The organism is Microbacterium aurum (assembly GCF_016907815.1).
Classification (GTDB): domain Bacteria; phylum Actinomycetota; class Actinomycetes; order Actinomycetales; family Microbacteriaceae; genus Microbacterium; species Microbacterium aurum.
On sequence record NZ_JAFBCQ010000001.1, the window covers coordinates 3,243,564 to 3,259,062 of the forward strand.

Annotated in this window: 15 protein-coding genes; 6 read left to right on the forward strand and 9 right to left on the reverse strand. The window is 70.5% G+C overall.

Annotated elements, in window-relative coordinates:
- Positions 1 to 2: 2 nt before the first annotated feature.
- The 3 genes from JOD60_RS15830 to JOD60_RS15840 form a co-directional block, all read right to left on the reverse strand.
- The gene (locus JOD60_RS15830) at positions 3 to 785 is read right to left on the reverse strand and encodes an SURF1 family protein (protein ID WP_084202184.1); all 783 of its coding nucleotides are present in this window, start codon (positions 783 to 785) and stop codon (positions 3 to 5) included.
- Positions 786 to 873: 88 nt separating this feature from the next.
- On the reverse strand, positions 874 to 1,992 hold the full coding sequence (locus JOD60_RS15835) for a GuaB3 family IMP dehydrogenase-related protein (protein WP_076692255.1): 1,119 nt from the start codon (positions 1,990 to 1,992) through the stop codon (positions 874 to 876).
- Between the two features lie 106 nt (positions 1,993 to 2,098).
- Complete coding sequence (locus JOD60_RS15840) at positions 2,099 to 3,034, reverse strand: alpha/beta fold hydrolase (RefSeq protein ID WP_076691560.1); 936 nt, start codon at positions 3,032 to 3,034, stop codon at positions 2,099 to 2,101.
- Between the two features lie 63 nt (positions 3,035 to 3,097).
- Between JOD60_RS15840 and JOD60_RS15845 the strand changes: the two genes are divergently transcribed.
- A complete protein-coding gene (locus JOD60_RS15845; protein WP_076691561.1) occupies positions 3,098 to 3,649 on the forward strand; it encodes a TetR/AcrR family transcriptional regulator in 552 nt (183 codons plus the stop codon).
- A gap of 57 nt (positions 3,650 to 3,706) precedes the next feature.
- Here JOD60_RS15845 and guaB read toward each other — a convergent pair whose 3' ends face one another.
- Positions 3,707 to 5,209, reverse strand: a complete 1,503-nt coding sequence (gene guaB / locus JOD60_RS15850) for an IMP dehydrogenase (protein WP_076691562.1) — start codon at positions 5,207 to 5,209, stop codon at positions 3,707 to 3,709.
- Positions 5,210 to 5,418: 209 nt separating this feature from the next.
- On the opposite strand from guaB, the gene JOD60_RS15855 reads away from it, so the two are divergent.
- The 4 genes from JOD60_RS15855 to JOD60_RS15870 are packed head-to-tail and all read left to right on the forward strand — an operon-like array spanning position 5,419 to position 9,593.
- Positions 5,419 to 6,780, forward strand: coding sequence for a branched-chain amino acid ABC transporter permease (locus JOD60_RS15855; RefSeq protein WP_232321642.1), 1,362 nt, complete (start codon positions 5,419 to 5,421; stop codon positions 6,778 to 6,780).
- Between the two features lie 5 nt (positions 6,781 to 6,785).
- On the forward strand, positions 6,786 to 7,775 hold the full coding sequence (locus JOD60_RS15860) for a branched-chain amino acid ABC transporter permease (RefSeq protein WP_076692257.1): 990 nt from the start codon (positions 6,786 to 6,788) through the stop codon (positions 7,773 to 7,775).
- Positions 7,765 to 8,793: an ABC transporter ATP-binding protein gene (locus JOD60_RS15865; RefSeq protein ID WP_084202042.1), complete on the forward strand. Its 1,029-nt coding sequence runs from the start codon at positions 7,765 to 7,767 to the stop codon at positions 8,791 to 8,793. The genes JOD60_RS15860 and JOD60_RS15865 overlap by 11 nt, the downstream gene beginning before the upstream one ends.
- Before the next feature lie 29 nt (positions 8,794 to 8,822).
- Positions 8,823 to 9,593, forward strand: coding sequence for an ABC transporter ATP-binding protein (locus tag JOD60_RS15870; protein WP_076691563.1), 771 nt, complete (start codon positions 8,823 to 8,825; stop codon positions 9,591 to 9,593).
- A gap of 69 nt (positions 9,594 to 9,662) precedes the next feature.
- On the opposite strand, the gene JOD60_RS15875 is transcribed toward JOD60_RS15870, so the two are convergent.
- From JOD60_RS15875 to groES, 3 genes are all read right to left on the reverse strand, one after another.
- On the reverse strand, positions 9,663 to 10,928 hold the full coding sequence (locus JOD60_RS15875; RefSeq protein ID WP_076691564.1) for an ABC transporter substrate-binding protein: 1,266 nt from the start codon (positions 10,926 to 10,928) through the stop codon (positions 9,663 to 9,665).
- A gap of 159 nt (positions 10,929 to 11,087) precedes the next feature.
- Positions 11,088 to 12,020, reverse strand: coding sequence for an EamA family transporter RarD (gene rarD / locus JOD60_RS15880; protein ID WP_076691565.1), 933 nt, complete (start codon positions 12,018 to 12,020; stop codon positions 11,088 to 11,090).
- A 132-nt stretch (positions 12,021 to 12,152) separates the two neighbouring features.
- Positions 12,153 to 12,449, reverse strand: a complete 297-nt coding sequence (gene groES / locus JOD60_RS15885) for a co-chaperone GroES (protein ID WP_076691566.1) — start codon at positions 12,447 to 12,449, stop codon at positions 12,153 to 12,155.
- Between the two features lie 188 nt (positions 12,450 to 12,637).
- Here groES and JOD60_RS15890 point away from each other — a divergent pair, with 188 nt between their 5' ends.
- Positions 12,638 to 13,825, forward strand: coding sequence for a class I SAM-dependent methyltransferase (locus JOD60_RS15890; RefSeq protein WP_076691567.1), 1,188 nt, complete (start codon positions 12,638 to 12,640; stop codon positions 13,823 to 13,825).
- Positions 13,826 to 13,832: 7 nt separating this feature from the next.
- Here the strand turns inward: JOD60_RS15890 and JOD60_RS15895 are convergent, their stop codons facing one another.
- Together JOD60_RS15895 and tsaD are read right to left on the reverse strand one after the other, a co-directional pair.
- Entirely contained in the window at positions 13,833 to 14,435 is a 603-nt protein-coding gene (locus JOD60_RS15895) for a hypothetical protein (RefSeq protein ID WP_084202043.1), read from the reverse strand.
- On the reverse strand, positions 14,432 to 15,493 hold the full coding sequence (tsaD, locus tag JOD60_RS15900) for a tRNA (adenosine(37)-N6)-threonylcarbamoyltransferase complex transferase subunit TsaD (protein WP_076691568.1): 1,062 nt from the start codon (positions 15,491 to 15,493) through the stop codon (positions 14,432 to 14,434). Before tsaD ends, JOD60_RS15895 begins: the two co-directional genes overlap by 4 nt.
- Positions 15,494 to 15,499 lie beyond the last annotated feature (6 nt).

A 15,499-nucleotide genomic window follows, 5' to 3' on the forward strand; every position in this document is an offset into this window, starting at 1 on the left:
GTCTAGTCGCCGGGGGGCCCCGCTCCGGCCGCGGCCTCCTCGAGCGCCTCGACCTCCTTCTCCCACGCGTCGCGGGCGAGGCGGTACCACATGTAGAACGCGAAGCCCGCGAAGATCGCCCACTCCGCCGCGTAGAACACGTTCAGCCAGTTGACGCCGGAGCCCTCCTCGGGCGCGGGCGAATCGATCGCGACGAGCCCGTCGGGCAGGGTCTCCCCCGCGTCGGCGACGAGGTAGGGCCGGTACACGTTCAGATCGTCGACGTCGTGCCACCAGCCGAGGAGGGCCGCCGGCGACATCCGCGTCATCTCGGTCGCGGGGCCCTCGCGCGGCGGGGCCGCCGGTCCCTCGTCGGCGATGAGCCGGCCGACGAGCGTCACCGTGTCGGCGGGGGCGTCGTTGAGAGCGGATGCCGCGGCATCCGCGCTCTCGCGATCAGCGGCCCAGCCGAGCGCCACCGCGAGCGAGGTGGGCGCGGTCGCGTCCAGCCGCAGCTGACCGGTCACCCAGTACCCGGCGACGCCGTCGTTGTAGCGCGACGAGACGACGAGGAAGTCCCCCGGCACAAAAGTGCCGGTCACCTCGACCCGCTGCCCCACGAGCGGCTCCGGCAGGTAGGCACCGGGCGCCACGACGTCGGCGAGGGGTCGCACCTGCTCGGTTGCCCCGGGAGGCGGGGGATTCGTGTCGATCGCGCGCCCCAGCTGCCACTGCCCGAGCCACGCGAACACCGCCGCGACCAGCAGGGCGAACGCCAGCATCCCGAGCCACCACGGCCGCAGCATGACCTCGCGCAGCGTGGGCGGGAACACCTCGGCGCGCTCGGGCGGGCGCGCCGCGACCGGCTTCTCGCTCAACGACCGGGCATCCACATCAGTTCGCGGAGTACGGCGCGACGACGACCTCGACGCGCTGGAACTCCTTGAGGTCGGAATATCCGGTCGTGGCCATCGACTTGCGGAGCGCGCCGATGAGGTTGGCGGTGCCGTCGGCGACGGGCGCCGGGCCGTACAGGATCTCCTCGAGGGGGGCGACCTGGCCGACCTCGACGCGGCGGCCGCGCGGCAGCGTGGGGTGGTGCGCCTCGGGCCCCCAGTGGAATCCGCGGCCGGGCGCATCGGTTGCGCGCGCGAGCGCGACGCCGAGCATGACGGCATCCGCGCCCATCGCGAGGGCCTTCACGATGTCGCCGGACGTGCCGACGCCGCCGTCGGCGATGACGTGCACGTAGCGGCCGCCGGACTCGTCCAGGTAGTCGCGGCGCGCGCCGGCCACGTCGGCGACCGCCGTCGCCATGGGGGCATGGATGCCGAGGGTCGCGCGGGTCGTCGACGCCGCTCCCCCGCCGAAGCCGACGAGCACGCCCGCCGCGCCGGTGCGCATGAGATGCAGGGCCGCGGTGTAGGTCGAGGCGCCGCCGACGATGACGGGGACGTCGAGGTCGTAGATGAACTTCTTGAGGTTCAGCGGTGCCGCGTCGCTCGAGACGTGCTCGGCCGAGACGGTGGTGCCGCGGATGACGAACAGGTCGACGCCGGCGGCGACAACGGTCTCGTACAGCTCCTGCGTGCGCTGCGGGGTGAGAGACCCCGCGACGGTGACGCCGGCGTCGCGGATCTCGGCGAGGCGGTCGCGCACGAGCTCGGGCTTGATCGGCTCGGCGTAGAGCTCCTGCATGCGGCGGGTCGCCTCGTGCGGCGCGAGACCGGCGATCTCGGCGAGGAGCGGCTCGGGGTCGTCGTAACGCGTCCACACGCCCTCGAGGTCGAGCACGCCGAGGCCGCCGAGCTGACCGAGCATGATGGCCGTCGTCGGGCTCATGACCGAATCCATGGGAGCGCCGAGCACGGGGATCTCGAACCCGAAGGCGTCGATCGACCAGGCCGTGGAGACGTCCTCGGGGTTGCGGGTGCGCCGCGAGGGCACAACCGCGATGTCGTCGAACGCATACGCGCGGCGGGCGCGCTTGGCGCGGCCGAGCTCGATCTCCATGCTCACCCTGCCAGCCTACCGGGAGGGGCTGTGAGCGCGCGGGTTCCCGGCGTCGGGACGACCGGTCCAGCCGAACCCCTCCGGAGTCGCCGGTGGATGCCTCGCCTCATCCCCACCGGATCGCCTCCGGCCCTCCGGTGGGGGCCCCGGCATCCTGCTCGATCCACTCGAGGGCCACGTCGGCCACGGCGCCGGGGGCATCATCGGTCATGAAGTGAGACGCGCCGTCGACATAGGCGAAGTCGACCCGGTCGGCGTAGCGCTCGGGGTGGCGGCAGATGCGCCGCATGATCGCCTCATTCCAGAACCGATCCTCACGGCCGTAGACGAACCGGGTCGGCACAGTGAGACGGCGGCGGCGGTAGACACCGGCGGTCATCCGCAGCCCCTCGGGCACGATGAGCCGCCGGCTCGCCGACCGGATCGCGCGGTCGATCTCGGGGCGACGCAGCGGCGCGAGGTGGGCGTCGATGACGGCATCCGGAAGCGGCCGCGCCGCGTACTCGGACGAGAAGGTGCCGCGCAGCGAGGCGCCCGGTCGATGGAAGAGGAACGCCGGAAGGTGCTTGAAGCCCGGCAGTGTGCGCAGGCTGAACGCCATGAAGGCGGGCGGGACGGACAGCTGCACGGCCCTGCGGACGCGCTCGGGGTGCTCGTAGGAGAGCTGCATCGCGGTCAGCGCGCCCAGGTCGTGCGACAACAGGTGGGCGCGGGCGATGCCGAGCTCATCCAGGATCGCGAGGATGTCCTGCAGGCGCGTCTCCCTGTCCATGTGCTCGTCGGCGGCGGCGGTCCACCCCGCTCCCCGCAGATCCGGGCACAGCACCCGGTAGCCGCGGGCGGCGACGAGCGGGGCGACGGTCTCCCACTGCCACCAGTGCTCCGGGCACCCGTGCAGTAGGAGGACAGGGTCGCCCTCGCCGATCTCGGCCAGGTGCGTCCGCAGCCCCGGGGTCTCGACGATCGAATGCGTGAAGCCGGGGGCATCCGGCAGCGCGGGCCATTCGGCCGGAAAAAGCGTGTCGTGCTGAGGCGTGTCCATGGCGACCTTCTTCGCTCGCGGGATCTACTATTTTCATAGTAGACCGATCGGAACGGGGTGTCCATGGCCGCTGCCACGCGGGAGCGCGCGCTCGAGGCATCCGTCGACCTCCTCGGCACGCAGGGCGTCCGCGCGCTGAGCCACGCGCGCGTCGACGACCGGGCCGGACTGCCGGCGGGATCCACGTCGAACTGGTTCCGCACCCGACGCGCACTCCTGGCGGGTGTCGTGGACTGGATCGCGGAACGTGAACGGGCCGACTTCGCCGCGGCATCCGTCCCCGCCGTCACCGGCCCGGACGACCTCGCCGAGGGACTGATCCGGATGATCGAGACCGAGAGCGGCCCGTTCGCGTCGCGCACCCGCGCCCGATATGCGCTGTTCCTCGAGCTCGCGGGGGACGCCGAGCTCCTGGGTCCCCTCCGCCGACAGCGGCAGGAGTTCGAGCGCTGGACCGAGCGGATCGTGACGGATGCCGGCATCCCCGACCCCGCGCCCGCCACGCGCGCACTCATGGCGCTGGCCGAGGGGCTCCTCCTGCACCGGCTGACAGTCGACCAGGCCCTGGACATCCGACCGCTGATGACGCGCGCCGTGCACGGACTGGCCCGCTAGCCGCGGCGCCGCCGTGGGGTTCGCGAGGGGAAGAGGAGCGCTCGGACGCTCCCGGACTCAGTGCTTGTAGTTGGGGGCCTCGACGACGATCTGCACGTCGTGCGGGTGGCTCTCCTTGAGGCCGGCCGCGGTGATCCGCACGAACTTGCCGCGGGCCTTCAGCTCCTCGATCGTGCGGGCGCCGACGTAGAACATCGACTGCCGGAGCCCTCCGACGAGCTGGTAGGCGACGGCCGAGACCGGGCCGCGGTAGGCGACCTGGCCCTCGATGCCCTCGGGGATGAGCTTGTCGTCCGAGGGGATGTCGGCCTGGAAGTAGCGGTCCTTCGAGTACGACGTCTTCTTGCCGCGGGTCTGCATCGCGCCGAGCGAGCCCATGCCGCGGTAGAGCTTGAACTGCTTGCCGCCCTGGAAGACGATCTCGCCCGGCGACTCGTCGGTGCCGGCGAGGAGCGACCCGAGCATGACGGTGTCGGCGCCCGCGACGAGGGCCTTCGCGATGTCGCCGGAGTACTGCAGGCCGCCGTCGGCGATGACCGGGATGCCGGCCTCGCGGGCCGCCTGGTAGGCCTCCCAGATCGCGGTCACCTGCGGCACGCCGACGCCCGCGACGATGCGCGTCGTGCAGATCGAGCCCGGTCCGACGCCGACCTTGACGGCATCCACTCCAGCCTCGATGAGCGCCTGCGCGCCTTCCCGGGTCGCGACGTTGCCGCCGATGACGTCGATGTGCGCGAACGACGCGTCGCCCTTGAGGCGGCGCACCATGTCGATGACGCCCTGCGACTGGCCGTTCGCGGTGTCGACGACGATGACGTCGACACCGGCGTCGCGGAGGGCCTCGGCGCGCTCCCACGCATCGCCGAAGAAGCCGATCGCCGCGCCCACGCGCAGGCGCCCCTGGTCGTCCTTCGTGGCGAGTGGGTACTTCTCGCTCTTGTCGAAGTCCTTGATCGTGATGAGCCCGGCGAGCTTGCCGTCGTCGTCGATGAGGGGCAGCTTCTCGACGCGGTGCTGCGCGAACAGCGCGATGACCTCGTTCGCCCCGATGCCGACGCGCCCGGTGACGAGGCCCTCGCTCGTCATGACGTCGCGGACCTTCGTCGTCTGGCGCTCGAAGCCCGAGACGAACCGCATGTCGCGGTTGGTGATGATGCCGACCAGGCGCCCGTCCTCGTCGACGACCGGGAGCCCAGAGATGCGGTACTGCCCGCACAGGGCGTCGACCTCGTCGATGGTGGCGTCGGGGGTGGTGGTGATGGGGTCGGTGATCATGCCCGACTCGCTGCGCTTGACCTGGTCGACCATGGCGGCCTGCTCGGCGATGGCGAGGTTGCGATGCAGGATGCCGAGACCGCCCTCCCGGGCCATGGCGATCGCCATGCGGGCCTCGCTGACGGTGTCCATCGCGGCGGAGAGCAGGGGCGTCGCCACCGTGATGCGGCGCGTGACACGCGAACTCGTATCGGCTTCGGAGGGGATGACGTCGGTGTGCCCCGGCAGGAGCAGCACGTCGTCATAGGTCAGTCCGACGAATCCGAACGGGTCGTTGTGCTCCACAGGTCCTCCGATGCCTCGCGCGCGCGTGTATCGATTGTAAGTCGCGCGCACGGCGCGGCATTCCCCCGCGGTGAGCGCCTATGCCACGCCACGCCGCACCGAACAAGGTCTGTAGGTGAAACAATCCCGACACATTACGCTCGTACCGTCGTTGATCAACGTCGATGCGACCGCATCACCCGAAATGGTGCGCCGGACTGGAGGAACCTTTGAGTCCCACGACCGTCACCGCGCGAACTCCACTGAGGTGGATCGTGCTCTTCCTGGGGGCGCTGCTGGCTGCGAGCCTGTTCGTCCTCAGCAGCCCCGCGACGGCGGCACACGCCGCCGCACCGGACACTCCGGGGGGTGATCAGGAGCAGACCGACTATTACTTCGGCGGGGTCATCACCTTCGAGGACGAACCCGTCCCCGACGTGACGGTGTCGGTGAACGGCAACGGGTTCGAGGCTGAGACCGTGACGGATGCCGAGGGCAAGTGGCGCCTGTACGTCCCGGAGAAGGAGAAGTACACGCTCGTCGTCGACGAGTCGACCCTCCCCGACGGCGTGATCGTCGATCCGTCGCTGCTGCCCGAGGGCCTACAGCCGGTGCAGGGCACGACGGGATCGTTCGAGGTCGAGTTCGGCCTGACGAAGACGAAGATCGTGAACCTCTTCCTCGGCGAAGGGCAGCGGCAGACGACCTCCTTCGCCGACCAGCTCGCCATCCGGCTCGTCAACGGCCTGAACTTCGGCCTGCTGCTGGCGCTGGCCGCGATGGGCGCGGCGCTCATCTACGGCACGACGGGCCTGTCGAACTTCGCCCACGGCGAGATGGTGACGTGGGGGGCACTCGTCGCACTGCTGTTCAGCACGACGTGGCAGCTGCCGATCTGGCTCGGCGTGCTGGCGGCGGTGCTGGCCGGGGCGGGGCTGGGACTGGCGATGGATGCCGGGTTGTGGCGGCCGCTGCGCCGTCGGGGCCTCGGGATCGTCCAGCTCATGATCGTGAGCATCGGCCTGTCGCTGGCGCTGCGGTACGTCTACCAGTTCTTCGTCGGCGGCAAGACCTATCAGCTGCCCGGGGCGAGCCCGACGCCGATCCAGTTCGGCCCGATCTCGCTGTCGTACATCGACCTGGTCAGCATGGGCGTGAGCATCGTGGTCATTGTCGCGGTGGCGTTCTTCCTGCTGCGCACCCGCATCGGCAAGGCGACGCGCGCGATCTCGGACAACCCGCAGCTGGCCGCGGCATCCGGGATCAACGTCGACCGGGTCATCCGGATCGTGTGGGTGCTCGCCGGAGCGCTCGCGGCGATCTCCGGCGTGCTGTGGGCGTACTTCCGCCCCGGCGTGCAGTGGAACATGGGCACGCAGATGCTGCTGCTCATCTTCGCCGCGATCACCCTGGGCGGGCTCGGCACCGCGTTCGGCGCCCTCCTCGGCTCGCTGATCGTCGGCATCGTCGTCGAGGTCTCGACGCTGTGGATCCCGTCCGACCTCAAGTACGCGGGAGCCCTCGTCGTGCTGATCATCATCCTGCTGGTCAGACCCCAGGGTCTGCTGGGTCGCAAAGAAAGGCTCGGGTGACCGCCATGGAATGGGGCGCCATCCTCAGCAACACGCTCAGCTACCTGCTGAGCCCGGTCACGATCGCCTATGCGCTCGCGGCCACGGGCCTCGCCGTGCACTTCGGCTACGCGGGCCTGCTCAACTTCGGCATGGCGGGCTTCATGGCCCTCGGTGCCTACGGGTACGCCATCTCGATCCTCACCTTCGGGTTGCCCTGGTATCTCGCGATGCTCGTCGGACTGCTGCTGGCGGCTCTGTTCGCGGTGATCCTCGGCGTGCCGACCCTGCGGCTGCGGGCCGACTACCTCGCCATCGTGACGATCGCGGCGGCGGAGATCGTGCGGCTGCTGTTCACGACGCAGGTGTTCGACGAGTGGACGAACTCCGCCGACGGTCTCGGCAACTACAACGGCAGCTTCCAGTCCGCCAACCCGTTCCCCATGCTCCCCCGCGGCGAGCGCTACGGCTGGGGGCCCTGGCAGTTCACGGCGCAGCAGCTGTGGGTGGTGGTCTTCGGACTCGCCGTCCTCGCGGTGTCGCTGTTCGTCGTCTGGGCGCTCATGCGCAGCCCCTGGGGCCGGGTGCTCAAGGGCATCCGTGAAGACGAGGATGCCGTGCGCTCGCTCGGCAAGAACGTCTTCGCCTACAAGATGCAGGCGCTCGTCGTCGGTGGTGTGATCGGCGCGCTCGGCGGCATCGTCTACGTGCTGCCTTCGGCGGTCATCCCGTCCAGCTACACGACGGCGCTGACGTTCTTCCTGTGGACGATCCTGCTGCTCGGCGGCGCGTCGACCATCTTCGGACCGAGCCTCGGCGCGGTCATCTTCTGGATGGTGATGGCCCTGCTCGGCAACCTGCTGCCCGAGATGGCGAAGGCCGGCTGGTTGCCGATGAGCGACATCCAGGCCGGAACCCTCCGCTACATCCTGGTGGGCGTCTCGCTCATGCTGCTCGTGATCTTCAGGCCGCAGGGCATCCTCGGCGACAAGAGGGAGATGACCTTTGTCAAGTAATGCATCGAACGCCGGGCCCGACCCCGTCGCGGCGGATGCCGTGGCGGAGCCCGCTGCGGCCACCGGCAGCATCCCCCGCCCCAAGAAGACGGGCCTGGCGACAGGTCCCGCCGTCCCGGGCGTGGCCAAGGTCGACCCGATCATGGTGATCGACGGCGTCACCCGTCGCTTCGGCGGGCTCACCGCCGTCGACGTGGAGCACCTCGAGATCCCCCGCAACGCCATCACGGCGCTCATCGGGCCGAACGGCGCCGGAAAGACGACGCTGTTCAACCTGCTGTGCGGGTTCGACAGGCCGAACTCCGGATCGTGGTCCTACGACGGCAAGAGCCTGGCCGGCATCCCCGCCTTCAAGGTCGCGCGCATGGGTCAGGTCCGCACCTTCCAGCTCACGAAGGCGCTGTCACTGCTGACGGTGCTGGAGAACATGAAGCTCGGCGCTCCCGGCCAGAAGGGCGAGCGGTTCTGGACGTCGTTCATCCCGGCCGTCTGGCGCGGGCAGGAGGACGCGAACGAGGAGAAGGCCCGCGGCCTGCTCCGGCGATTCAAGCTGGATGCCAAGGAGAAGGACTTCGCCGCGTCGCTCTCGGGCGGCCAGCGCAAGCTCCTCGAGATGGCCCGCGCCCTCATGAGCGACCCGAACCTGGTCATGCTCGACGAGCCCATGGCCGGCGTCAACCCGGCCCTCACCCAGTCGCTGCTCGATCACATCCTCGATCTCAAGGACCTGGGCGTGACGGTGCTGTTCGTCGAGCACGACATGCACATGGTGCGCCACATCGCCGACTGGGTCGTGGTCATGGCCGAGGGCCGGGTCGTCGCCGAGGGACCGCCCGACACGGTCATGCAGGATCAGGCCGTGATCGACGCGTACCTCGGCAGCCACCAGGACGTCGACCTGGGCGTCGTGACCGGCCGCATCGAGGGCGAGCTCGACGCTTCCGCGCAGGAGCTGCTGGAGGAGATCCAGGACGAGGAGGCGTCGGCGATCGCCGAGGCCGAGGAGGAGAACAAGTGACCCCTTCGACAAGCTCAGGGACCGGCGCGGTGAGCTCGGAGACCGCCGCGGCGCCGACCCCGGCATCCGGTGATGTCGTCGTCGACGTGAAGGACCTGTTCGCCGGCTACCTCCCCGGCATCAACATCATCAACGGCGCGAACCTCGTCGCCCGCAAGGGCGAGCTCATCGGCATCATCGGCCCCAACGGCGCCGGCAAGTCGACGCTGCTGAAGGCGATCTTCGGCCTGGTGAAGGTGCGCGAGGGCGACATCACCGTCAATGGCGAGTCGATCGTGGGCCTCAAGGCCGACAAGCTCGTGCAGCGCGGCGTCGCCTTCGTCCCGCAGACGAACAACGTCTTCCCGTCGCTGTCGATCGAGGAGAACCTGCAGATGGGGCTCTACCAGAACCCCAAGATCTACGCGGAGCGCCTCGAGTTCGTGACGGGCATCTTCGCCGAGCTCGGCAAGCGCCTCAAGCAGCGCGCCGGGTCGCTCTCCGGCGGCGAGCGCCAGATGGTCGCGATGAGCCGTGCGCTCATGATGGATCCGTCGGTGCTGCTGCTGGACGAGCCGAGCGCGGGCCTGTCCCCCGTCCGTCAGGACGACGCCTTCATCCGCGTCTCCGACATCAACAAGGCCGGCGTCACGACCATCATGGTCGAGCAGAACGCGCGCCGCTGCCTGCAGATCTGCGACCGCGGCTACGTCCTCGACCAGGGCCGCGACGCGCACCAGGGCACCGGTCGGGACCTGCTGAACGACCCGCAGGTGATCGGTCTGTACCTCGGCACGCTGGGCGCCGACGAGGGCCACTGACCCCGCGTCCCGGCATCCCACGGGAAAGGGCCCCGGATCACTCCGGGGCCCTTTCGCATGCCGCTGGGATCAGCGGGTCTCGATGCGCGTGTGCGTGTTGTCGGCACCGTACTGGAAGATGCCGATGGACGCCTGCGTCGGGTCGCCGTTCTCGTCGAACGTGACCGGGCCCGAGTAGCCGTCGTAGTCCGCGACGCCACCTTCGAGGATGATGTCGGCGCACTCCGCGAACGAGGTGCACTTCGTGCCGTCACCCGAGCCGCCGGACACTTCCTGCAGCTTGGTGGCGATGTCCGCGCCCGTCGTCGACTTCGACGCGAGCGAGGCCAGCGCCAGCAGCACGACGGCGTCGTAGGACTCCGCGGCGTAGGAGTAGTCGTCGAGCTCGGTGTTGCCGGCGGCGGTCCAGGCGGCGTTCAGACGCTCCTTGAAGTCGTCCTCCAGCACCGGGCCGGGCGTCGTGCCCTTGGCGCCCTCGAGCGAGACCGACACGTCGGTGCCCCACTGCTTGAGGTTGCCGTCGACGAGGTAGAAGTTCTTCGCCTCGACACCCGCGTTCACCAGCAGCGGCGCGATCGTCGCGAACTGGTCGAAGGTGATGAGCACGACCGCGTCGGGCTGCGCCGCGGCGATCGTCGCGACCTGCGCGTCGAAGGAGCTGTCACCGTCGTTGTAGGACGCCTCGGCCACGACGCTGCCGCCGGTGGACTCGAAGACCTCCTTGACGACATCGTGCAGACCGGTGCCGTAGGCGTCGTTCTGGTAGATGATGCCGATGTTCTTGTGGCCGTCCTCCGCGACGAGGTTGCCGAGCACCTCGCCCTGGAGCAGGTCGCTCGGAGCGGTGCGCCAGTAGAGGTTGTCGTCGTCCCAATCGGTGAAGTCGGGCGAGGTGTTGGCGGGCGAGAAGGTGATGATGCCGGCTGCGACGTTGGAGTCGAGGAACAGCTTCGTCACACCCGAGGCCGCCGCGCCGACCATGGCCGAGACGCCCGCGTTCTGGAGCTTGGGCACCGTGGTCTCGAACGCCTTGTTGTCGGCGTCGCCCGAGTCGCCCGGGGTGAAGTCGATCGTGAGGCCCTTGGCGGCTTCGTTGACCTCGTTCACGGCGAGCTGGACACCGGCCTCCTCGGGCGGGCCGAGGAAGGCGAGGCTGCCGGTCTGGGGCAGCACGCTGCCGATCTTGAGGGTGAGATCCTCCGCCGGGGCCGCGCTCTCGCTGGGCTCGGTGGAACCTCCGCCGCCGGCGCAGCCGGCCAGCAGGACTGCGCTGACAGCGGCGACGGCGATACCGCCGAGTGCCTTGCCAGCACGAGAACGTGTGAAGACGCTCATGTTGCTCCTTGATCTGTATGAAACACGGGGCGGCATCGGGACGCCTCCCCAGTGGGTCAAACCTATGCGCGGAAGCGCGTCCGGATTGTTGCGTTCCGTTAACGGTGTGAAACCAAACGGTCACGGTGCGATAACGGCGCTTCGGGCCGCCCGGCCGCGTCAGACGAGGTCGGCGACGTCGGATGCCGCGCGCGTGCGCCGCGCCGAGATCAGCGAGTCGGCGCTCAGCACGATGAGGGCGAGCCAGACGAGGCCGAACCCGATCCAGCGCTCCAGCGGCATGGGCTCCTGCATGATCCACGCGCCGGTGATGAACTGCAGGATCGGGGCGACGAACTGCAGCAGGCCGATGACGGTGAGGGGCGCGCGCCGCGCGCCGGCCGCGAACAGCAGCAGCGGCACGGCGGTGATGACCCCCGCGAGCGGGACGAGGGCGGTATGCCACGCGCCCTGCGTGCCCCAGACGAGGCCGGTCGTCGCGCCGACGATGACGAGCTGGATGATCGCGATCGGGGTGAGCCACAGCGACTCCAGCGTCAGCCCGCTGATCGCGTCGACGCGGGGGCCGATCTGCTTCTTCACCAGCCCGTAGGTGCCGAAGCTCGCCGCGAGGGTCAGGGCGATCCACGGGAACGAGCCGTAGGCGACGATGATCACGATGACGGCGAGCGCCGCGAATCCGATCGCGACCCACTGGGCGGTGCGCAGCTTCTCGCCGAGCACGAGGACACCCAGCAGCACCGTGACGATGGGGTTGATGAAGTACCCGAGGCTGCCCTCGATGACGTGACCGGTGAGGATGCCGATGAGGAAGACCTGCCAGTTCACGTAGATCAGCAGGCCCGCGATGATCGTCCAGAACACCAGCCGCCTGTCCCGGAGGATCGCGAGGAGCTTGCCCCAGGTGCGGGTGACGGTCAGCAGGATGGCGCAGAACAGCAGCGAGAACAGGATCCGCCAGACGACGATCTCCCAGGGCCCGATCGGCGCGAGCAGCAGGAAGTAGAGGGGCATGAAGCCCCAGAGGAAGTAGGCGGCGAAGGCGTAGACCCCGCCGAGTCGTTCCTCGCGGGCGGTCTCGTCGGGTGTCATGAGACAAAGCCTAGAACGGTCATGACTCGTCGCGGGCCGCGACGGCCGCGGCATCCTGCCGTTCCTCGCTCATCTTCTGCCAGCACGACGAAGGCCCCTGGGAGAACCCAGGGGCCTTCGCGAGACGTTCGCTCAGCGGACGACGACCGCCAGGACGTCGCGCGCCGACAGGACGAGGTACTCGTCGCTGCCGAGCTTCACCTCGGTACCGCCGTACTTGCTGTAGAGCACACGGTCGCCGACGGCGACGTCGAGCGGCACGCGGTTGCCGTTGTCGTCGATGCGGCCGGGGCCGACCGCCACGACCTCGCCCTCCTGGGGCTTCTCCTTGGCGGTGTCGGGGATGACGAGGCCACTGGACGTGACCTGCTCAGCCTCGACCTGCTTGATGACGATGCGGTCCTCGAGCGGCTTGATGGAAACCGACACGGTCTACCTCTTTCTTGCGGGGCGTACTGCCGTTTGTCACTGAAAGACTCGTTAGCACCCACGAGGGTGGAGTGCTAACGCAAGTCTAGGGCGCGGTTGGCACTCGTGCAACGCGAGTGCCAACTTCCCGTCACAGCCCTATGGGGGCCGCGTGGGGGCTGGGGGACTCGCACACCTAGGCTGGGCGGGTGGAACTGGCCGAACTGACCGCCCTGCTCACCCCCGAGGGGCTGCGGCTCGTGGACGAGATCGGCGCGATCGACACGCCCGCCGATGTGGCGGCCACGGTGTCGCGGCTGCGCGCCGCGGGGCTCTCCCCCGAGCTCGTCTCCGCCGCCGTCGGGCAGGCGCGGCTACGCACGCGGGCGCGTCAGAAGTTCGGCGAATTCGCCGAGCGGATGCTGTTCACGCGCGCGGGCCTGGAGCAGGCGACCCGTCTGGCGATCGGCGCGCGCCACGCCGGGCGGTTCCGTGACGCCGGGTTCGCGCGGGTCGCCGACCTCGGGTGCGGGATCGGCGGCGACGCCCTGGCCTTCGCGGGAATCGGCCTGCAGGTGCTCGCCGTCGACGCCGACGAGGTGACCGCGGCCCTCGCGGCCTACAACCTGGCCCCCTTCGGCGACGCCGCCGTCGTGCGGCACGCGCGCGCGGAAGAGGTCTCCGTCGACGGCGTGGACGCCGTCTGGCTCGACCCGGCGCGCCGCGAGGCGGGGCACGGCGCCACCGCCCGCGTGGGTGCCGCGGACTGGTCGCCGCCGCTGGACTGGGTGTTCGATCTCGCCGGGCGGCTGCCGGCGGGCATCAAGCTCGGACCCGCGTTCGACCGCACCCGGATCCCGGACGGCGCGGAGGCGCAGTGGATCAGCGTGGACGGCTCGACGATCGAGCTCGTCGTCTGGACGGGAGCGCTGGCCCGCCCCGGCGTCCGGCGCGCCGCGCTCGTGGTGCGCGGCGGCGGAGCGGCCGAACTCACGGCATCCGCCGACGCCGAGGATGTCGCCGTACGCCCCTTGGGCGCGTTCGTGCACGAGCCCGAGGGTGCCGTCATCCGCGCGCGGCTCATCGGCGAGGTCGCACGCGACCTGGACGCCGGCATGCTCGCGCCGGGCATCGCGTACCTGACGTCGGATGCCGCGGTCACGAGCCCCTTCGTGCAGACCTTCCGGGTGCGTGAGCAGCTGCCGACCGACGTCAAGGCGCTGTCGCGCGCGCTGCGCGAGCGCGGGATCGGGACGCTCGAGATCAAGAAGCGCGGGGTCGACGTCGACCCCGCGACGCTGCGGACCAAGCTGAAGCTCCGCGGCAGCGAGGCGGCGACGCTGATCCTGACGCGGGTCGGCGGCACGCGCCTCGCTCTGCTCGCCGATCGCGTCTGAGCGGGCGTCAGCCGAACAGCGGCCCCTGCGTCGAGGCCCACCACAGCCATCCGCCGCTGTAGACGAGCGACAGGATGCTGAGGCACAGCGCCCACGCCGCGATGGCCCGGCTCTCCCACGGGCGCCGCAGGGCCGCGATCGCAAGTCCCATCCCGACGAGGCCGATGAGGAACCCCCACCCGACGAGGAACGACACGATGAGCCCCAGCACGGCGAAGGTCAGCGCCCAGCCCGCGCTGTGCGGGAGCGGCGCCGGCGGCGCGGGAGCCCACTGCACGTCGGCGGAGTCGGGATCGGTGTGCACCGACGCCGTCACCGGGACCGGCTCGGTGAACTGACGCTGGAACCCGCCCCGGTGCTCGCCGGGGAGGGTCGCGGTGCCCGCGAGCGCCACGTCCTCGGACGGCGGCTCGACCCGGGCGGCGGGGGTGAGGGGTGTGGCGGGCGGCGCGGGGTCGCCGGGGGCGGGCGTGGCGGCGGGCGCAGGCGCGGCGGCGGGCGCGGGCACGGCGGCGGGCGCGGGCACGGCGGCGGATGTGTTCGCGGTTTCGGTGGCCGCGGCGGCGCGCGTGTGCGGGGGCTCGGCCCCCGGCATCCGATCGTCGGTCATTCGGCCACCGCCACCTGGATCTCGGTCACCGGCAGCGTCGAATCGGCGCCGAAGGCCAGGGTCGACGGGGTGCGGCCGCTCATGATGAGTTCGGCGGCGAGGGCGGCGATCATGGCTCCATTGTCGGTGCAGAGGCTGAGTGGCGGAATCCGCACCGCGACGCCGGCCGCGGTGGCGCGCTCGAGGGCGACCTCCCGCAGGCGCCGGTTGGCGATAACGCCGCCGCCGAGCAGCAGGCGGGGCACGCCGTACCGCGCGCAGGCGTCGAGGGCCTTGGTGACGAGGACGTCGACGACCGCTTCGCGGAACGACGCCGCCACGTCGGCGACCGGGACCGGCTCCCCCGCAGCCTCGGCCTGCTCGACCCAGCGGGCGACGGCGGTCTTGAGCCCCGAGAACGAGAAGTCGTACCGGTGCTCGGCCATGTCGGAGGCGCGGGACAGACCGCGCGGAAAGCGGATCGCGTGCGGGTCGCCGGTCGCGGCGGCGCGGTCGATCTCGGGACCGCCGGGGTAGGGCAGACCGAGGATGCGGGCGATCTTGTCGAAGGCCTCGCCCGCGGCGTCGTCCATCGTCTCGCCCAGCAGCTCCACGTCGGAGACGAGGTCGCGCACGAGGAGCAGTGACGTGTGGCCCCCGCTCACGAGGAGCGCGACGGTGGGGTACTCGACCTCGTCGCCGGTCAGGATGTCGGCGGCGATGTGACCGACGAGGTGGTTGACCGCGTACAGCGGGGTGTCGAGGCTGACGGCGAGCGCCTTCGCCGCGCCGATCCCGACCATGAGCGCGCCGGCGAGGCCGGGACCGCTCGTGACGGCGACCGCGTCGAGGTCTTCGAGGGCAATGCCGGCGTCGGCGACGGCGGCGGTGATGGCTGGCTGTAGCGCCTCGAGGTGGGCGCGCGCCGCGACCTCGGGGACGACGCCGCCATAGCGGGCGTGCTCGTCCATCGAGCTCGCGATCGTGTTGGAGAGCAGGGTGCGGCCTCGCACGATGCCGATGCCGGTCTCGTCGCAGCTCGTCTCGATGCCGAGCACCAGGGGCTCATCGCGGTTCATGCGGCG

Bases quoted from the DNA above. Each gene is read 5' to 3' on its own strand.
- JOD60_RS15860 (WP_076692257.1), top strand. From the start codon at position 6,786: ATGGAATGGGGCGCCATCCTCAGCAACACGCTCAGCTACCTGCTGAGC.
- JOD60_RS15845 (WP_076691561.1), top strand. From the start codon at position 3,098: ATGGCCGCTGCCACGCGGGAGCGCGCGCTCGAGGCATCCGTCGACCTC.
- JOD60_RS15875 (WP_076691564.1), bottom strand. From the start codon at position 10,928: ATGAGCGTCTTCACACGTTCTCGTGCTGGCAAGGCACTCGGCGGTATC.
- JOD60_RS15835 (WP_076692255.1), bottom strand. From the start codon at position 1,992: ATGGAGATCGAGCTCGGCCGCGCCAAGCGCGCCCGCCGCGCGTATGCG.
- JOD60_RS15895 (WP_084202043.1), bottom strand. From the start codon at position 14,435: ATGACCGACGATCGGATGCCGGGGGCCGAGCCCCCGCACACGCGCGCC.
- JOD60_RS15830 (WP_084202184.1), bottom strand. From the start codon at position 785: ATGCTGCGGCCGTGGTGGCTCGGGATGCTGGCGTTCGCCCTGCTGGTC.
- JOD60_RS15840 (WP_076691560.1), bottom strand. From the start codon at position 3,034: ATGGACACGCCTCAGCACGACACGCTTTTTCCGGCCGAATGGCCCGCG.
- tsaD (WP_076691568.1), bottom strand. From the start codon at position 15,493: ATGAACCGCGATGAGCCCCTGGTGCTCGGCATCGAGACGAGCTGCGAC.
- rarD (WP_076691565.1), bottom strand. From the start codon at position 12,020: ATGACACCCGACGAGACCGCCCGCGAGGAACGACTCGGCGGGGTCTAC.